Annotated in this window: 11 protein-coding genes; 1 reads left to right on the top strand and 10 read right to left on the bottom strand. The window is 73.3% G+C overall.

Features of this window, described 5'->3' with window-relative positions; all coding sequences use genetic code 11:
* Positions 1-140: 140 nt before the first annotated feature.
* From ACZ37P_RS16025 to ACZ37P_RS15995, 7 genes are all read right to left on the bottom strand, one after another.
* On the bottom strand, positions 141-2,450 hold the full coding sequence (locus ACZ37P_RS16025; RefSeq protein ID WP_355343012.1) for a xanthine dehydrogenase family protein molybdopterin-binding subunit: 2,310 nt from the start codon (positions 2,448-2,450) through the stop codon (positions 141-143).
* Positions 2,447-4,198, bottom strand: a complete 1,752-nt coding sequence (locus ACZ37P_RS16020) for a 2Fe-2S iron-sulfur cluster-binding protein (protein WP_467346888.1) — start codon at positions 4,196-4,198, stop codon at positions 2,447-2,449. The genes ACZ37P_RS16025 and ACZ37P_RS16020 overlap by 4 nt, the downstream gene beginning before the upstream one ends.
* Positions 4,195-5,067: an FAD binding domain-containing protein gene (locus tag ACZ37P_RS16015; protein ID WP_355343006.1), complete on the bottom strand. Its 873-nt coding sequence runs from the start codon at positions 5,065-5,067 to the stop codon at positions 4,195-4,197. The genes ACZ37P_RS16020 and ACZ37P_RS16015 overlap by 4 nt, the downstream gene beginning before the upstream one ends.
* A 267-nt stretch (positions 5,068-5,334) precedes the next feature.
* Positions 5,335-6,966, bottom strand: coding sequence for a beta-N-acetylhexosaminidase (locus ACZ37P_RS16010; RefSeq protein WP_467346887.1), 1,632 nt, complete (start codon positions 6,964-6,966; stop codon positions 5,335-5,337).
* Positions 6,967-7,278: 312 nt separating this feature from the next.
* A complete protein-coding gene (locus ACZ37P_RS16005) occupies positions 7,279-8,550 on the bottom strand; it encodes a tetratricopeptide repeat protein (RefSeq protein WP_355343000.1) in 1,272 nt (423 codons plus the stop codon).
* A 36-nt stretch (positions 8,551-8,586) separates the two neighbouring features.
* A complete protein-coding gene (locus ACZ37P_RS16000; protein ID WP_093716639.1) occupies positions 8,587-8,886 on the bottom strand; it encodes a DUF3039 domain-containing protein in 300 nt (99 codons plus the stop codon).
* An 11-nt stretch (positions 8,887-8,897) separates the two neighbouring features.
* Positions 8,898-9,476, bottom strand: coding sequence for a YqgE/AlgH family protein (locus ACZ37P_RS15995; protein ID WP_188284071.1), 579 nt, complete (start codon positions 9,474-9,476; stop codon positions 8,898-8,900).
* Positions 9,477-9,755: 279 nt separating this feature from the next.
* On the opposite strand from ACZ37P_RS15995, the gene murA reads away from it, so the two are divergent.
* On the top strand, positions 9,756-11,105 hold the full coding sequence (gene murA / locus ACZ37P_RS15990; protein ID WP_391047158.1) for a UDP-N-acetylglucosamine 1-carboxyvinyltransferase: 1,350 nt from the start codon (positions 9,756-9,758) through the stop codon (positions 11,103-11,105).
* 124 nt (positions 11,106-11,229) lie between these two features.
* On the opposite strand, the gene ACZ37P_RS15985 is transcribed toward murA, so the two are convergent.
* From ACZ37P_RS15985 to ACZ37P_RS15975, 3 genes are all read right to left on the bottom strand, one after another.
* Positions 11,230-11,511 carry an HU family DNA-binding protein gene (locus ACZ37P_RS15985; RefSeq protein ID WP_355342991.1) on the bottom strand — a complete coding sequence of 94 codons (282 nt, stop codon included), beginning with the start codon at positions 11,509-11,511 and terminating at the stop codon, positions 11,230-11,232.
* Positions 11,512-11,733: 222 nt separating this feature from the next.
* On the bottom strand, positions 11,734-13,179 hold the full coding sequence (locus tag ACZ37P_RS15980; protein ID WP_467346885.1) for an NAD-dependent malic enzyme: 1,446 nt from the start codon (positions 13,177-13,179) through the stop codon (positions 11,734-11,736).
* Between the two features lie 419 nt (positions 13,180-13,598).
* A complete protein-coding gene (locus tag ACZ37P_RS15975) occupies positions 13,599-15,863 on the bottom strand; it encodes a HelD family protein (RefSeq protein WP_467346884.1) in 2,265 nt (754 codons plus the stop codon).
* Between the last annotated feature and the right edge of the window lie 56 nt (positions 15,864-15,919).

Below are 15,919 nucleotides of genomic sequence, written 5' to 3'. Positions count from 1 at the left end.
TGGACCGGCACGCTCAGCCGCGGCCGCGCCCCTGACAAGCTCAACCCGCCCCGGATAGCTCCGCTACGAGGCCGCCCCGGCGCCTTGCGCTCGCACGTACCGGGCGCCGCCTGGACCGCCCATGATCCGCCGGACAGGCGCTAGTTCTGGGGTTTGACCACCGCGGCTTGGGGGCGGATGGGGAGGCGGGGGATGGGGCGGGCGGTGGCGGCGCGGACGGCGGCGGCCACCGCGGCGGGCGCGGTGACGACGGGGACCGCGGAGACGGCCTTGGCGCCGAAGGGGGCGAGGACGTCGCGCTCCTCGACCAGCCGGATGATGCGGACCGTGGGGGCGTCGAGGGCGGTCGGCAGGGAGTATCCGGTGAGGCTGGGGCGTTTGACGATGCCTCGGGGCGCGCGGAGGTCCTCCATCAGGGCGAGGCCGACGCCCTGGGTGATCCCGGCCTCGATGCGGGCGGCGAGCTGGCGGGGGTTGAGGATGCGGCCGACGTCCTGGGCGACGGCCATCTCGACCACGCGCACGGCGCCCAGTTCGATGTCGACGTCGACCACGGCGCGAATCGCGCAGAAGGTGAGGCCGACGAAGGCGTCGCCCTGGCCGGTGTCGTCGAGCCGGTCGGTCGGGTGCGGGCGGCACTGCGCGGTGGCCCACAGCTCCTTGCCGTCGAGGGTCTCGGCGACGGTGGTGGACAGCACACCGTCGTACGAGGTGATCTTGCCGTCGGCGATGGACAGCAGCTCCACGGACATGCCGAATTTGGCGGCGAGCGGCTGGAGCAGCTGGGTGCGGACCATCTTGGCCGCGCGCTCGACCGCGCCGCCGGACACCCAGGTGTGGCGTCCGCGCGCGGAGGGTCCCGACGGCGGCTGGTCGGTGTCGGACGGCAGCACCTGGACGTCGTCGATGCCGAGGACTTCCTGGACGATCTGCCGGGCCAGCGTGGTGAATCCCTGGCCGGTCTCGACGGCGGCGCAGATGACGGTGGCGCGGCCGTCGTGGACGCGTACGGTCGCGGTCGACACCTCGTCGGCGCCCTCGGCGCCGAGCACGTGGACCATGCCGAGCGCGTAGCCGACCCCGCGCCGTACCGCACCCGGCTCGCCCGCGCCCGAGGTGCCGCCGGGCAGCAGCCACTGCGACTCGTCGTCGCCGTCGGGCAGCGGGGGCAGCTCGGCGTCGCGTACGGCCTTCAGCAGCTCGCCGACGGGCGCGGGGCAGGTGACGGTCTGGCCGGTGGGCAGCAGGTCGCCGGTGGCCAGGACGTTGCGCATCCGGATCTCGGCCGGATCCAGGCCGACCTTCGCGGCGAGCTTGTCCATCTGGCCCTCGTACGCGGCGCAGACCTGGAGCGCGCCCTCGCCGCGTACGTGGCCGGACGGCGGGTTGTTGGTGCGTACGGCCCAGCCCTCGACGAAGACGTGCGGGACGACGTAGGGACCGGCCGCGAAGGCCACGGCGGCGGCGAGCGCGTCGGAGGAGGCGTCGGCGTACGCGCCCGCGTCGAGCAGGATCTGCGCCTCGACCTTGACCAGGCGGCCCTCGGCGTCGGCGTGGTGGCGGTAGCGCAGCAGGGTGGGGTGGCGGTGGGCGTGGCCGAGGAAGGACTCCTCGCGGGTGGCCACGAATTTGACCGGGCAGCCGGTCTTGAGCGCGAGCAGGCCGAGCGGGAGCTGGACGCCGGAGTCCTCGCGGTCGCCCATCGCGCCGGGCACGCCGGTGACGACGACCTTGACGCGGTCGGGTTCGAGGCCGAAGCAGGCGGCGGCCAGGTCGCGGTCGGCGTGCGGGTCGGTGGAGGCGACGTACAACTCGACGCCGCCGTCCGGGCGCGGGACGGCGAGTCCGGCCTCGGCGCCGATCGGGGCCGGGTCCTGGCGGCCGACCCGGTACAGGCCCTCCACGATGACGTCGCCGATCGCGTCGGGGTCGCCGAAGCGCAGCGGGATGTGCCGGATCAGATTGCCGTCGGGGTGCAGCGGCTCGGCGGCGAACGCCTTCTCGGGGTCGGTGACCGGCTCCAGCACCTCGTACTCGACGAGGATCGCGGCGGCGGCCAGCCGGGCGGTGTCGGGGTGGTCGGCGGCGACGGCGGCGATCGGCTCGCCGTGGTGCCGCACCAGGTCCTCGGCGAAGACCGGGCGGTCCGCGACCCGGCGGCCGTGCATCGCGTCGCCCGGCACGTCCTCGTGCGTGACGACGGCCCGCACGCCGGGCATCGCGACGGCCTCGCTGGTGTCGATCCGGGTGATCCGCGCGTGCGGGTACGGCGAACGCAGCACGGCCGCCCACAGCAGCCCCTCGGCCCACAGATCCGCCGCGTACGGGTAGGTGCCCTGCGCCTTCTGGAGCGCGTCGGCCGAGGGCAGCGACGCGCCGATCCCCCGTACCGCCCCGGCGCCCGCCAGGGTCTCCGCGACGGGCCCCGGTCCGTCGATGATGCCGGTCATACGGCGCCTCCCGAGGGGCCGCCCTGGTGCGGGACGCGGGCGGCGGTGGAGGAGGCCGCGGACGCCGGGTTGTCGGGGTCGTCGGCGGCGGCCTCGCGGGCGGCGATGACCTGGTCGACGGCGTCGAGGACGCCGCGGTAGCCGGAGCAGCGGCAGAGGTTGCCGCACAGCGCCTGGCGGGTCTCCAGGTCGGTGGGTTTGTGGTTGCCCTCCAGCAGGTCGTGCACCGTCATCGCCATGCCGGGGATGCAGAAGCCGCACTGTACGGCGCCGGATTCGGCGAGCGCGCGCTGGACGTCGGAGGGGCGGCCGTCCACGGTCAGGCCCTCGACGGTACGGACCTCGCTGCCCGCCGCGGTGGCCGCGGGCACCAGGCAGGAGGCGACCAGACGGCCGTCGACCTGGACAGAGCAGGCCCCGCACTCGCCCTGTTCGCAGCCGTCCTTGGCGCCGGCGAGGCCGAGGCGTTCGCGCAGCACGTAGAGCAGCGACTCGCCGAGCCAGGCGTCGGTCACCGGGCGGTCGGCGCCATTGACGCGCAGAACGTAGGAGGCGAGGGGGTGTTCGCTGTGGGTCTCCTCGACGGGTTCCGGCTCCCGCTCGGCCTCGTCGGCCGCGAGGTCGCCGTCCGCCTCCGCCGTACCGGAATCCGGGGCGAGGGGGTCGGGGGCGAGGCCGTCGGGCGCGGGGCCGTCCACGGCGTCGGGGAGCGGCCCGGCCGGGGGCAGTTCGCCCGGCGCGAGTCCGTCCGGTACGTGGCCATCCGGGACGTGGCCGTCCGCCACCAGTTCCTCGCCGCCGTCGAGCGCGGGCAGCGCGGGCAGCGCCGACAGGCCGTCCAGGCCGTCCAGGCCGCCCGGCAGGGCGTCGAGGCCGCTGAGACCGTCGAGCGCGGACAGGCCGTCGACGCCGTCGAGCGCGCCGATCCCGGTGAGCGGGGTGAGGCCGTCCGACAGGCCCTCGGGGTCGTGCAGCGCGCCCGCGCTGCCGGGGCTCTCGGGGTCGCCGGGGGCGCGCGTCCTGGCCGCCGGGTCGTGGCCGGTGCCGTAGTCGGCGTCGTGGCCGGTGTGCGTGAACGCGCTGTCGGCGGTGGCCTGGTGTCCCGCGCCGGGCGGCGGGCCCTCCGGGTCGTCGACGGCGGCGGACCAGGCGGCCTGGGTGGGCGGCCAGGGCAGCCCCTCGTCAACTCCCGCGCCCAGGCCGGTGCCCAGGCCCGTGCCGGGGTCGATGCCGGTGCCGACGCCGCTGAAGTCCCACTGCCCGGTGAGCTGGTCCTGCGGTGTGCCCTGCCCGGCCTGCGCCTGGGCGGCGGCCTGAGCGGCCGCCTGGGCCTGCGCGGCGGCCGCCGCGCCCTGCCCGAACATCCCGGCGGGGAAGGACTGCGTGGGCGCGGGCGACGGCGCCTGGTCCCACGGCGAGGCGAAGGAGCCGACGGAGAACTCCCCCGAATCGCCGTCCGCGTCGTCCTTTATGACCGGGATCGACCACTGGGTGACCGGGTCGCCCTCACCGGTGACGGGCGGTCCCGCCGGGCCGTGCGCGCCGAGCGGGTCCTCGCCCGGCCGCGGCTCCGGCGGCAGTTGGGCCGCGAAGGAGACGTGCATGGTCTGGTCGGGGTCGTAGTCCCCGCCGCCGGGCACGGGCTGCCAGGTCCCCGACGTGCCGGGCGACGTACCGGACCCGCCGGACGTGCCCGACCTGTCGTCGGTGCCGGGTGCGCCCGGCTGCGGCTGCGGCTGGTCGGTCATGCCAGTGCCCTCCCGAGCGCTCGACGGGACAGTGCGGCCACGGTACGGCGTAGCTGGACGGCGGCGGGCGGCAGTTCGACACCTTCCTGGTCCGGGATGCACGCGGCGGCCACGTACTCGCCGAAGGCCGTGCACGCCTCGGGGGCGAGATTGCGGTCGCCGTCCCAGTCGATGAGGCCCGCGACCCACTGCTCGGCCTCCAGGGGCCGCAGCGGCACCGGCGCGACCGCGCCCACCGAACAGCGCACCTGGCGGCGCGCGGGGTCGACCACGAGCGCGACGGAGGCCACCGCGCGCCCCGGCCCGGTGCGCCCGGTGGCCTTGAGGAAGGTCTGCGGCGCGTGCAGCAGCGGAATCCTCACGAAGGCGAGGAGTTCGCCGGGGCGCAGCGGGTCCATGCCGGTGAGCAGGTGGCTGACCGGGAGTTCGCGGTCGCCCTCGGGTCCGGCGACGATGACGCTGGCCTCCAGCGCGGCGAGCACCGGGAGGGCGTCGCCGGTCGGTGCCGCGGTCGCGATGTTGCCGCCGAGGGTGCCCGCGTTGCGGATCTGCGGCGGTCCCGCGGAGCGGGCGGCGGCGGCGAGCGCGGGGATGAGGGCGGCGAAGTCCGGCCGCCCCATCCGCGCGTGGGTCAGTCCGGCGCCGAGCAGCGCCGCGCCGTCCGCGTACTGCCAGCCGCGGATCTCACTGATCCGGCCGAGGCCGACCAGCGCGTCCGGGCGCAGCAGCCCGGAGTTCACCGCCGCCATCAGGTCGGTGCCGCCTGCGACGGGCACGGCGCTGGGCATGGCGGCGAGCGCCTCCACCGCCTCGTCGAGCGAGGACGGCAGCGTCACGTTCTCCGCCGTCCGCCGTGCATACGTGCTCACGCAGCCTGCCCCTTCCCGGCCTTCCTCCGTCGCGCGGTAGCCGTACCGTACGTGCTCACAGCCTGGACGTGGCAACTCTGGCACATGTTCCACGGTGGTCAACGCGAGGGTCCACGAAGTACCGATCCGTCCGTCACGGGCGCGATCGTACGGCTCTGACGGAATCAACCGCTGTGCCGGAATTGCCATCCTTCGGGTGTGTTGCGACGGTACGCCACTCCACCGTGCCAGCTCCGCCCGCGCCGGGTGCGGAAGTTGCGGAATCAGTCACACGATCGGGGGCGGACCGTCCTTGGGACGGCCGAGGACGCCGGGGCGGCGCTGCCACGGCAGCGGGCCGCCCGGCGGCCTGTACTCCACGCCCAAGGCGTCCAGTCGGGCGTAGTGGGTCCGCATCCGGGCTTCGAATTCCGGCCAGTCGCGCTCGTCGGCGGCGGGCAGGTCCGACCAGGCGACCTCGGCGAAGGCGGCGAGCCGCGGGAAGGCCATGTAGTCCAGCACCCGTACGGAGTCCATGACTTCGGTCCAGATGTTGGCCTGGGTGCCGATGACGTGCGCCGCCTCCTCCTCGGTGAGCTGCGGCGGAACCGGCTCGAAGCGGAAGACGTCCTCCAGGCCGCGGGCGTGCGCGATCGGCACCGGCTCCTCGGGGTCCTCCGACTGCCGCCAGTCCAGGTAGACATGGGTCTGGGGGCACATCACCACGTCGTGCCCGGCCTTGGCCGCCGCGATGCCGCCGGCGTATCCCTGCCACGACGACACGGCGGCGCCCTCGGCGAGGCCGCCCTCCAGGATCTCGTCCCAGCCGATCAGCCGCCGGCCGCGCTCGGTCAGCCAGTGGTCGAAGTGGCCGATCATCCAGCTCTGCAGCTCGTCCTCGTCCTCCAGGCCCAGCTCCTGCATCCGCTCCTGCGCCGAACGCGAGGCGCGCCACTGGTCCTTGGGGCACTCGTCGCCGCCGACGTGGAAGAACTCGCCGGGGAACAGCTCCAGCAGCTCGGCGAAGACGTTCTCGTAGAAGCGCAGGGTGCTCTCGGCGGGCGAGAGCACATTGGGGTTGACGCCCCACGTGGTCAGCACGGAGAGGGCCGAGGTGTCGACGACGTCGGTGTTGCCGAGCTCCGGGTACGCGGCGATGGCGGCCTGCGAGTGGCCGGGGATGTCGACCTCGGGGACGACGGTGATGTGCCGCTCGGCGGCGTACGCGACGATCTCGCGGATGTCGTCCTGGGTGTAGTAACCGCCGTGCGGGCGCTCGTCCCACAGCGGCGACTCGCGCAGCCCGACCTTCGTGCGCTCGCGCCACGCGCCGACCTCGGTCAGCTTCGGGTAGCGCTTGATCTCCACCCGCCAGCCCTGGTCGTCGGTGAGGTGGAAGTGCAGCACGTTCAGCTTGTGGGCGGCCATCAGGTCGAGGTACTTGAACACGACGTCCTTCGGCATGAAGTGCCGTGCCACGTCGAGCATGAAGCCGCGCCAGGCGAAGCGGGGGGCGTCCTGTATCTGGCAGGTCGGCACGCGCCACTCGCGCTCCCCCAGGGACGCCCGGCGGAAGGCGTCGGCCCCCAGGAGCTGGCGCAGGGTCTGCGCGCCCCAGAAGACGCCGGCGGGGCTCCCGCCGAAGACGTGCACGCCGGAGTTGGGCGCGGCCATGATGCGGTAGCCCTCGGGGCCCAGCTCCCTGGCCACCGCGTCGTCCACCGCCAGCCGGATCACGTCCTTCCCGGACGGCTCCACCGGCGCCAGCGGCAGGCCCGTCGCTGCCGCGAGCACTCCGCGCAGCCAGCGCGCGGCGCCTTCGGCGCCGGGGGTCGCGGTGAGGGTCGTCTCGGGCCCGAGGACGAAGGCGTCGTCGGTGCCGTACGGGGTCTGATGGCGCGGGGCCGGAATGAGGTCCATGGGGGCCATCCTGACCCGTAATCCGCGATTGGCATAGACCAATCCCGCAGCTGCCTGGCCGAGGACCATTCTCCGACCGCGGAAGCGTCATGCCTGGTCGCGCAGTTCCCGCGCCCCTGAAGCGCTCGGCTCACCCGCCCGCGGCAGACTTGCCCCGCCCGGGCGCGGGCAAAGACGACGGGCACGGGCCCCGAAGGGGCGCCGGGGGCACCTCCCAGCGGTAACTGGGGGAGGAACTGCGCGGGCAGCCCCCACCGGCCGGGAGTGCGGGGGCCGCCGGAGCGGGGCACCGCGTAACCGGCCCGGGAAAGACTAGAAGGCGGCAGCCGCCCTCTCGCGTTGGGCGCGCACGGCCAGCAGCACGGTGAGGGTCACACCGAGGAGCAGCCACGCCAAGTGGGCGATGGTGAGGGCCTGCCACGCGGAGTGGGGCACGTCGGGGGCGGAGGCCAGGGCGAGGGTGGCGCCCAGCAGCGCGAACACGGCCGCGAGCTGCACACGCCCGTTCCAGCTCCGCAGGAACGCGCGCTCGGCGAAGGGCCCGCCGTACCACCAGCGGACGGCGAGGCCGACGACGACCACGGCGGCCAGACCGGCCGCGGTCACGGCGGAGACCGCCCACAGCGGCCACGGCGCGCGCTGCCGTTCCTTGTCGCAGGGCAGCACGGTGGTGACCAGCGGCACCAGCGGGAGTACGGCGACGGCGTTGATCTCCCGGACCCGCCGCAGCCAGGGATCGGCGGCCAGCTCCGTACGGACGGTGGCACGGATGCCCCGCAGCCGGGCGGGCAGCGGCGTACCGGAGCGGCGCCCGGCCACCGTCAGCAGGACCACGATCAGGACCAGGGCAGCCGCGGCCCCGGCGGCGGTGGCGATGATCTGCCAGACGTCACCGGTCGCGATCCGGAAGAGCTGCACGCCCACCAGCAGGGCCACGGCGATGATCCCGGCCAGTGCCCCGCCGCGCGGCGCGGTGAGCTGGCTGGGGTCGGCGCCGAGCATCAGCGCCCGCTCCACCGCGCTCTGGTGCTCGGCGCGGTGCCGCTTGGGCACCCGGCCGAGCAGCCCGCGCCCCGAGGTCAGCGAACGGGCCAGCGCGACCTGCGCCTCGGCCTCCTGCGGGGCGAGCGCGACCGCGCGGCGGGCGGCGGCCACCGCGTCGGGCACCCGGCCGAGCCGCCGGTAGACGTCGGAGAGCAGCACCGACGGCTCCCAGCCGTCGGGGTCGGCGCCGGTGGCCCGCAGCGCGACGGTCAGCGCCGCGTGCGGCTCGTCCAGCGAGAGCAGCACGACCCCGGCCAGCACGAAGACGTCGGCCGCCTCCGCGGGCCCGGCGAGCGCCAGTGCCCAGTCGACCGACTCGCGGGCCTCGGGGCGCCGCTTCTCCTGCGCGAGGATCCAGGCGCGCAGCAGGTAGCCCGCGCTGCCGTTGCGCTCCACGAAGGCATCGCTGACGAGGGCGTGCGCCTCGGCGAACCGGCTCTGCGCGACGAGCGAGTGCACCCGCTCGCCGTCGCTCGCGTCGTCGTCGCCGGGCGCGTCCGCCGCGCCGAACGCGCCGTCGTCACCCTGACCGCTGTCCACGTCCGCCCCTGTTTCCGCCGGCGAGGAGCGCGGACGTCAGCTCTTGCCGCCGCTGCCCTTGCCGGACTTGTCCTTGTCCCCGCCGCCCAGCGGCATGCCCTCGTAGATCTCCTTGCACATCGGGCAGACCGGGTACTTCTTCGGATCGCGTCCCGGGACCCAGACCTTGCCGCAGAGCGCGACGACGGGCGTGCCTTCCAGCGCGCTCGCCATGATCTTGTCCTTCTGGACATAGTGCGCGTAGCGCTCGTGGTCGCCGTCACCATGGGAGAGCTGCGGTGTCGGCTCGACCAGAGTGCCGGTGCCCGCCCCGCGCTCGGGCTCAAGAGTGCTCATAAGACTCAAGACTAGTTGAGAGACGGATCGTCGGGATACGTGGCCACCATGGCCAGCTCATTGCGCTGCCTGCGCAGCACCGAGCGCCACAGTTGTTCGGGATCGGGCGAGGACACGTCGCCCGGCTCGGACTCGATCACGTACCAGGCGCCGTCGACCAGTTCCTTCTCCAGCTGGCCGGGCCCCCAGCCGGAATATCCGGCGAAGATCCGCAGCGAGCCCAGCTCGGCGGCGAGCAGTTCGGGCGGCGCCTCCAGGTCGACCAGGCCGATCGCGCCGTGCACCCGCCGCCAGCCCAGCGGGTCCGCGTCCTCGCCCTCGCGGACGTCGCCCGGCACCACGGCCAGGCCCAGCGCGGAGTCCAGCGAGACCGGGCCGCCCTGGAAGACCACCGGGGGCGCGCCCGCCAGCGGCGCCCAGGGCAGCAGGACGTCGCCGACGCCGACCGGCGTGGGCCGGTTCAGGACGACGCCGAGCGACCCCTCCGCGTCGTGGTCGAGGAGGAGCACCACCGCCCGGTCGAAGTTGGGGTCGGCGAGCGCCGGTGTGGCGACGAGCAGTCTTCCGGTGAGCGAGGACACCTCGGTCATGGGACACATGATCCCGCACAAACCCGCTGGGCGGAGCGGCAACCGCCACTCCCGGACATCCGCAGGTACGGCGCGACACGCGGTACGGCGCGCGCGGCAGCGGACGGTGTGCGGTCCGCCACGCACCGCGCTGTAGCGAAGTCATGACACTGGCCGAGGTTCACGGCAGCCGGGACGGGTCAGTAGGCGCATTACCATTTCTTCCTGCGCTCCGCGCGGCGAGCACCCCGGCCGCGCCCGGCCTCCCCCGTACCAACCGTTCCGAAGATCGCGAGATCCATGACCGACATCGCCGATGTACTGCTTGTTCATGGCGGAACCCCCCTCGAGGGCGAGATCCGTGTCCGCGGTGCGAAGAACCTCGTGCCCAAGGCCATGGTCGCCGCCCTGCTCGGCAGCGGACCGAGCAGACTCCGCAATGTCCCCGACATCCGTGACGTACGCGTCGTACGCGGGCTGCTCCAGCTCCACGGCGTGACGGTGCAGAGCGGTGAGGAACCGGGCGAGCTGGTCCTCGACCCGACGCGCGTCGAGAGCGCCAACGTGGCCGACATCGACGCCCACGCGGGCTCCTCCCGGATCCCGATCCTGTTCTGCGGCCCGCTGCTGCACCGGCTCGGCCACGCCTTCATCCCGGGCCTGGGCGGCTGCGACATCGGCGGTCGGCCGATCGACTTCCACTTCGACGTGCTGCGGCAGTTCGGCGCCACGATCGAGAAGCGCGCCGACGGCCAATACCTGGAGGCGCCGCAGCGGCTGCGCGGCTGCAAGATCCGGCTGCCGTACCCGTCGGTCGGCTCGACCGAACAGGTGCTGCTCACCGCGGTGCTGGCCGAGGGCGTCACGGAGCTGTCCAACGCGGCGGTCGAGCCGGAGATCGAGGACCTGATCTGCGTCCTGCAGAAAATGGGCGCGATCATCTCGATGGACACCGACCGGACGATCCGGATCACCGGCGTCGACAAGCTCGGCGGCTACAACCACCGGGCCCTCCCCGACCGCCTCGAAGCCGCCTCCTGGGCGAGCGCGGCGCTGGCCACCGAGGGCAACATCTACGTCCGCGGCGCCCAGCAGCGGTCGATGATGACCTTCCTCAACACCTTCCGCCGGGTCGGCGGGGCCTTCGAGGTGGACGACGACGGCATCCGCTTCTGGCACCCGGGCGGCCCGCTCAACGCCATCGCGCTGGAGACCGACGTGCACCCCGGTTTCCAGACCGACTGGCAGCAGCCGCTGGTGGTGGCGCTCACCCAGGCGTCGGGGCTGTCCATCGTGCACGAGACGGTGTACGAGTCCCGGCTCGGCTTCACCTCCGCGCTCAACCAGATGGGCGCGCACATCCAGCTCTACCGCGAGTGCCTGGGCGGTTCCGCCTGCCGCTTCGGGCAGCGCAATTTCCTGCACTCCGCGGTCGTGTCGGGCCCGACCAAGCTCCAGGGCTCCGACCTGGTCATCCCCGACCTGCGCGGCGGCTTCTCGTACCTGATCGCGGCGCTGGCCGCGCAGGGCACCTCGCGCGTGCACGGCATCGACCTGATCAACCGGGGCTACGAGAACTTCCTCGCCAAGCTGGAGGGCCTGGGCGCCCACATCGAGCTGCCCGAGCCCGCGGGCGCGGTCGCTTCCTGAGCGGTACGGCGGGCGTACGGCAGCCGTACGCCCGCCGTGCGGCCCGGCGTACCGCTGTCGTGCGGGCCGCCCCATGCGAAAGGGCGGCTTCTCCCCCGGGAGAAGCCGCCCTTTGGCGATGTGATTACTTGCCCTTGGCGGCTTCCTTGAGCTTGGAGCCCGCCGAAACCTTCACGCTGTAGCCGGCCGCGATGTTGATCGGCTCACCGGTCTGCGGGTTACGCGCGGTCCGAGCGGCACGGTGGGTGCGCTCGAAGGTCAGGAAGCCGGGGATGGTGACCTTCTCGTCGCCCTTGGCCACGATCTCACCGACGGTCTCAGCGAACGCGGCCAGTACGGCGTCGGCGTCCTTGCGGGTCACCTCGGCGCGCTCGGACAGAGCGGCCACCAGCTCACTGCGGTTCATATCTGTACTCCCGTGTTCTTTCTGCCATGGGGGCGCGAGCTCGAAGCTGTTGCTGTGTGCCTCACTGCCCAGGTGTGCATCCTGCCCCCATATATGGGGGGAAAGCCAATCCACCGACCGCGCGAGTCGCACAAAAAACGATGCGATTGCACGGGGACACCACGGGGATGACGGATTGTCGTCACATGGTCGACGCATCGAATCCGTTTGTCGGACGGATTGTCAGACCGCCCCCGGCGCGGTCGCCGCGGCGGCCACCGCCGGTCCCTGCGCCTTGGCCGCGTCGCGTACGGCGTCGGCGACCGCGCCCGCGACCTTGTCGTTGAAGACGCTGGGGACGATGTAGTTGGCGTTCAGCTCGCCCTCCCCCACCACGTCCGCGAGGGCGTGCGCGGCGGCCAGCATCATCTCGGTGTTCACGGTGCGGGACTGGGCGTCCAGCAGGCCGCGGAAGACGCCGGGGAAGACCAGGACGTTGTTGATCTGGTTGGGGAAGTCGCTGCGCCCGGTGGCGACCACGGCGGCGGTCTCGCGGGCCACGCCCGGGTCCACCTCGGGGTCGGGGTTGGCGAGCGCGAAGACGATCGCGCCGTCCGCCATCCGCGCCACGTCCGTACCGTCCAGGACGTTGGGCGCGGAGACGCCGATGAAGACGTCGGCGCCGGTCACGGCCTGTTTCAGGGTGCCGCTGACGCCCTCGGGGTTGGTGTTGTCGGCGATCCAGCGCAGCGGCGAGTCCGGCGACGCCTCCACCAGGTCGTCGCGGTCGCAGTGCACCACGCCGTGGATGTCGGCGACCACCGCGTGCTTCACTCCGGCGGCCAGCAGCAGCTTGAGGATGGCCGTACCGGCCGCGCCCGCGCCGGACATGACGACGCGTACGTCGCCGATCTGCTTGCCGACCACGCGCAGCGCGTTGGTGAGCGCGGCGAGCACCACGATGGCGGTGCCGTGCTGGTCGTCGTGGAAGACCGGGATGTCCAGCGCCTCGCGCAGCCGGGCCTCGATCTCGAAGCAGCGCGGCGCGGAGATGTCCTCCAGGTTGATGCCCGCGAAGCCGGGGGCGATGGCCTTGACGATCGCCACGATCTCGTCGGTGTCCTGGGTGTCGAGGCACAGCGGCCAGGCGTCGATGCCGGCGAAGCGCTTGAAGAGGGCCGCCTTGCCCTCCATGACCGGCAGCGCGGCCTTCGGGCCGATGTTGCCGAGGCCGAGGACGGCGGAGCCGTCGGTGACGACGGCCACGCTGTTGCGCTTGATGGTCAGGCGGCGGGCGTCCTCGGGGTTCTCCGCGATGGCCATGCAGACCCGGGCGACGCCGGGGGTGTAGATCATGGAGAGGTCGTCACGGTTGCGGATCGGGTGCTTGGACTGCATCTCGATCTTGCCGCCGAGGTGCATGAGGAACGTACGGTCGGAGACCTTGCTCACGGCGACGCCCTCGATGCCGCGGAGCTTGCCGACGATCTCGTCGGCGTGCGCGGTGGAGCTGGCGGCGACGGTGACGTCGATGCGGAGCATGTCGTGGCCCGACGCGGTGACGTCCAGGCCGGTGACCGAACCGCCCGAGGACTCCACCGCGGTGGTGAGCTGGCTGACCGCGGTCCCGCTGGCGGGGACCTCCAGCCGTACCGTGATCGAGTACGAGACGCTTGGCGCCGTTGCCATGACGGACCTTCTTCCGGTTCCTCTGCTGCTGGTGGTGCTGCCCGTCGATCGTTGCACCTACCGACGGGTACGCGTAAACCCGCGTGGGGTGAAGATTGGAAGAATACTTCCGCGATGCGGGAGCGGCGCAACCGGGTGGACCGAAGAAGAGATTTTCGTCCGCCGGGAAGAGGTTCCCGTAGCCGTTTGTTAGCCTGAGTACGGCACCGGCTCGATCCAAGCCCCCGGGCCCAACCTTAGGCGCTTCGAGCGCCCACTTGCCGCGAGGCGAGCATGGCGGGCCGGTGTCGTGAACGTCACGTGGGCGCCCCCTCTTCCGGAGGGGGCGCCTACGGCGTTTTCGGAACGGTGCCAGGACCCGTTCCCGGACCCGTGCCAGGAGCCACTTCTCGGACCCGTTGTCGGACCCCGGCGCCCGGTCAGGGGCGCAGCAGGTCCGGCACTCCCTCGGCGTCCGGCAGATCGCCCTCGGCCGCGAGGACCATCAGGCGTTGCGTCGCCCGCGTCAGGGCCACGTACAGCACCCTCAGCCCCGCAGGCGACTCCTCAGCGATCTCGGCGGGGGACACCACGAGCGTGGCGTCGTACTCCAGGCCCTTGGCCTCCAGGCTGCCGAGCGCCACGACGCGCTCGCCGAGCCCTTCGAGCCAACCGCGGGCCTGGGCGCGGCGGTTCATGGCGACGACGACGCCGACCGTGCCGTCGACCTCCTCCAACAGCCGCGCGGCGCACAGGCGTACGTCCGCGCCGAGGTCGTCGCCCGCGACCGCGTACTGCGGCAGGACACCGGTGGAGCGCACGGCGCGCGGCGACTGCATGCCGGGCATGGCGAGCGCCAGCACGGTGGCGGCGACCTCCGCGATCTCGGCGGGGTTGCGGTAGTTGACGGTGAGGGTGAAGCGCCGCCGGGGCCGGGTGCCGAGCGCCTCGTCGCGCGCCCGCGCCGCCTCGTCCACGTCCGTCCAGGAACTCTGCGCCGGGTCGCCGACGATCGTCCAGGTGGCCGTACGGCCGCGGCGCCCGACCATCCGCCACTGCATCGGCGTCAGGTCCTGCGCCTCGTCCACGATGACGTGCGCGTACTCGGTGCGCTCCTCGTCCAGCCGCTCGGCCCGGCTGCGGCGGCCCGCGTCGTGCCGGTCGGCGAAGGTCGTGACCTCGTCCAGGCCGGTGAGCTGGTCCAGCGGGTCGGCCTCGCGGCGCTTGGGGCGCGGCACCGGGCCGAGCAGCGTGTCGAGTTCGTCCAGCAGCGCCACGTCGTGCGCGGTGGCGCCGGTCCTGCGCAGTGAGCGCGCCACCCGGCGGACCTCCGGCGGGGACAGCACCCGGCGCGCCCAGCGGGCCAGCCGCTTCTCGTCGGCGAGCGCGGCCAGCACGGCGCGCGGCTGGAGCACCGGCCACCAGGCGTCGAGGAAGTCGGTGAAGTCCTGCTCGGTGCTGATGTCCTCGTCGAAGCCCTGGCGTTCCTCCGCGGCCAGCTCCGGATCGTCGAAGCGGCGGCCGGTCTTGCGCCACAGCGCGTCCAGCAGCAGGCGGCGGGCGCGCGGGCGCAGCAGATTGACGGGCGCGGTGCCGCCGAGGGTGTTGTGGCGGATGCCGGCCAGTTCCTGCTCGGACAGCTCCACGCGGCGGCCGAAGGCGACCACGCGCAGCGTCGCCGGGCGGCCGGGCGTCAGGTCGAGCGCGCCGCGGGCCGCGTTGCGCAGCACCTTCTGCATCCGCAGCGAGCCCTTGATCCGGGCGACCGCGGGCTCGTCGTACAGATCGGCGGAGACGCCGTCGACCAGCGAGCCGACGGCGCGGATCGCGACCTGGCCCTCCTCGCCGAGCGACGGCAGCACGCCCTCGGTGTACGACACCAGCAGCGGGGTCGGGCTGACGCACAGGATGCCGCCCGCGTACCGCCGCCGGTCCTGGTAGAGCAGGTACGCGGCCCGGTGCAGGGCGACCGCGGTCTTGCCGGTGCCGGGGCCGCCGGTCACCTCGGTGACGGACGCGGCGGGCGCCCTGATCACCATGTCCTGCTCGGCCTGGATGCTCGCCACGATGTCCCGCATGGTGTGGCTGCGGGCCTGGCCGAGGGCCGCCATCAGAGCGCCGTCGCCGACGACCGGCAGCCCGGTGGTCAGCTCGGGGCGCAGCAGGTCGTCCTCGACGCCGAGCACCTTGCGGCCCTTGGAGCGGATCACCCGGCGGCGCACCACGCGCCCCGGCGCGACCGGGGTGGAGCGGTAGAAGGGCGCGGCGGCCGGGGCCCGCCAGTCGATGACCAGCGGCGCGTACTCGCTGTCCAGGACGCCGATCCGTCCGATGTGCAGGGTCTCGGCGATGTCGGCGGTCCGGTCCTCGCGGACGGCGTCGTCGGCGGGTTCGACGGAGGTGAAGGCGCCGTCGGCGCCCTTCTTGCCGTCCTTGCCCCGCAGCAGGTCGATCCGGCCGAAGAGGAAGTCCTCGAACTCGCTGTTCAGCCGGTTGAGGTGGACCCCCGCGCGGAAGACCTGCGCGTCGCGTTCGGCGAGCGCGCCCGGCGTGCCGACGTGGCCGCGCTGGGCGGCGTCCTTCATCAGGAACTCGGCTTCGTCGATCTTCTCTTCGAGGCGGTGGTACACCCGGTCCAGATGCGCCTGCTCGACGGCGATCTCCTGATCCCGGACCCCCAGGTGGGCTGTGGTCTGCGCGGCCACGCAGGACCCCCTTCTTCATTGCGTCATGCGCCGCCCACGTACGTGACGGGGCACGT

The organism is Streptomyces sp. NPDC024632, assembly GCF_055559175.1.
Note: the sequence above shows the minus strand (reverse complement) of the source record. Positions and strands in the feature narration are given on the sequence as shown.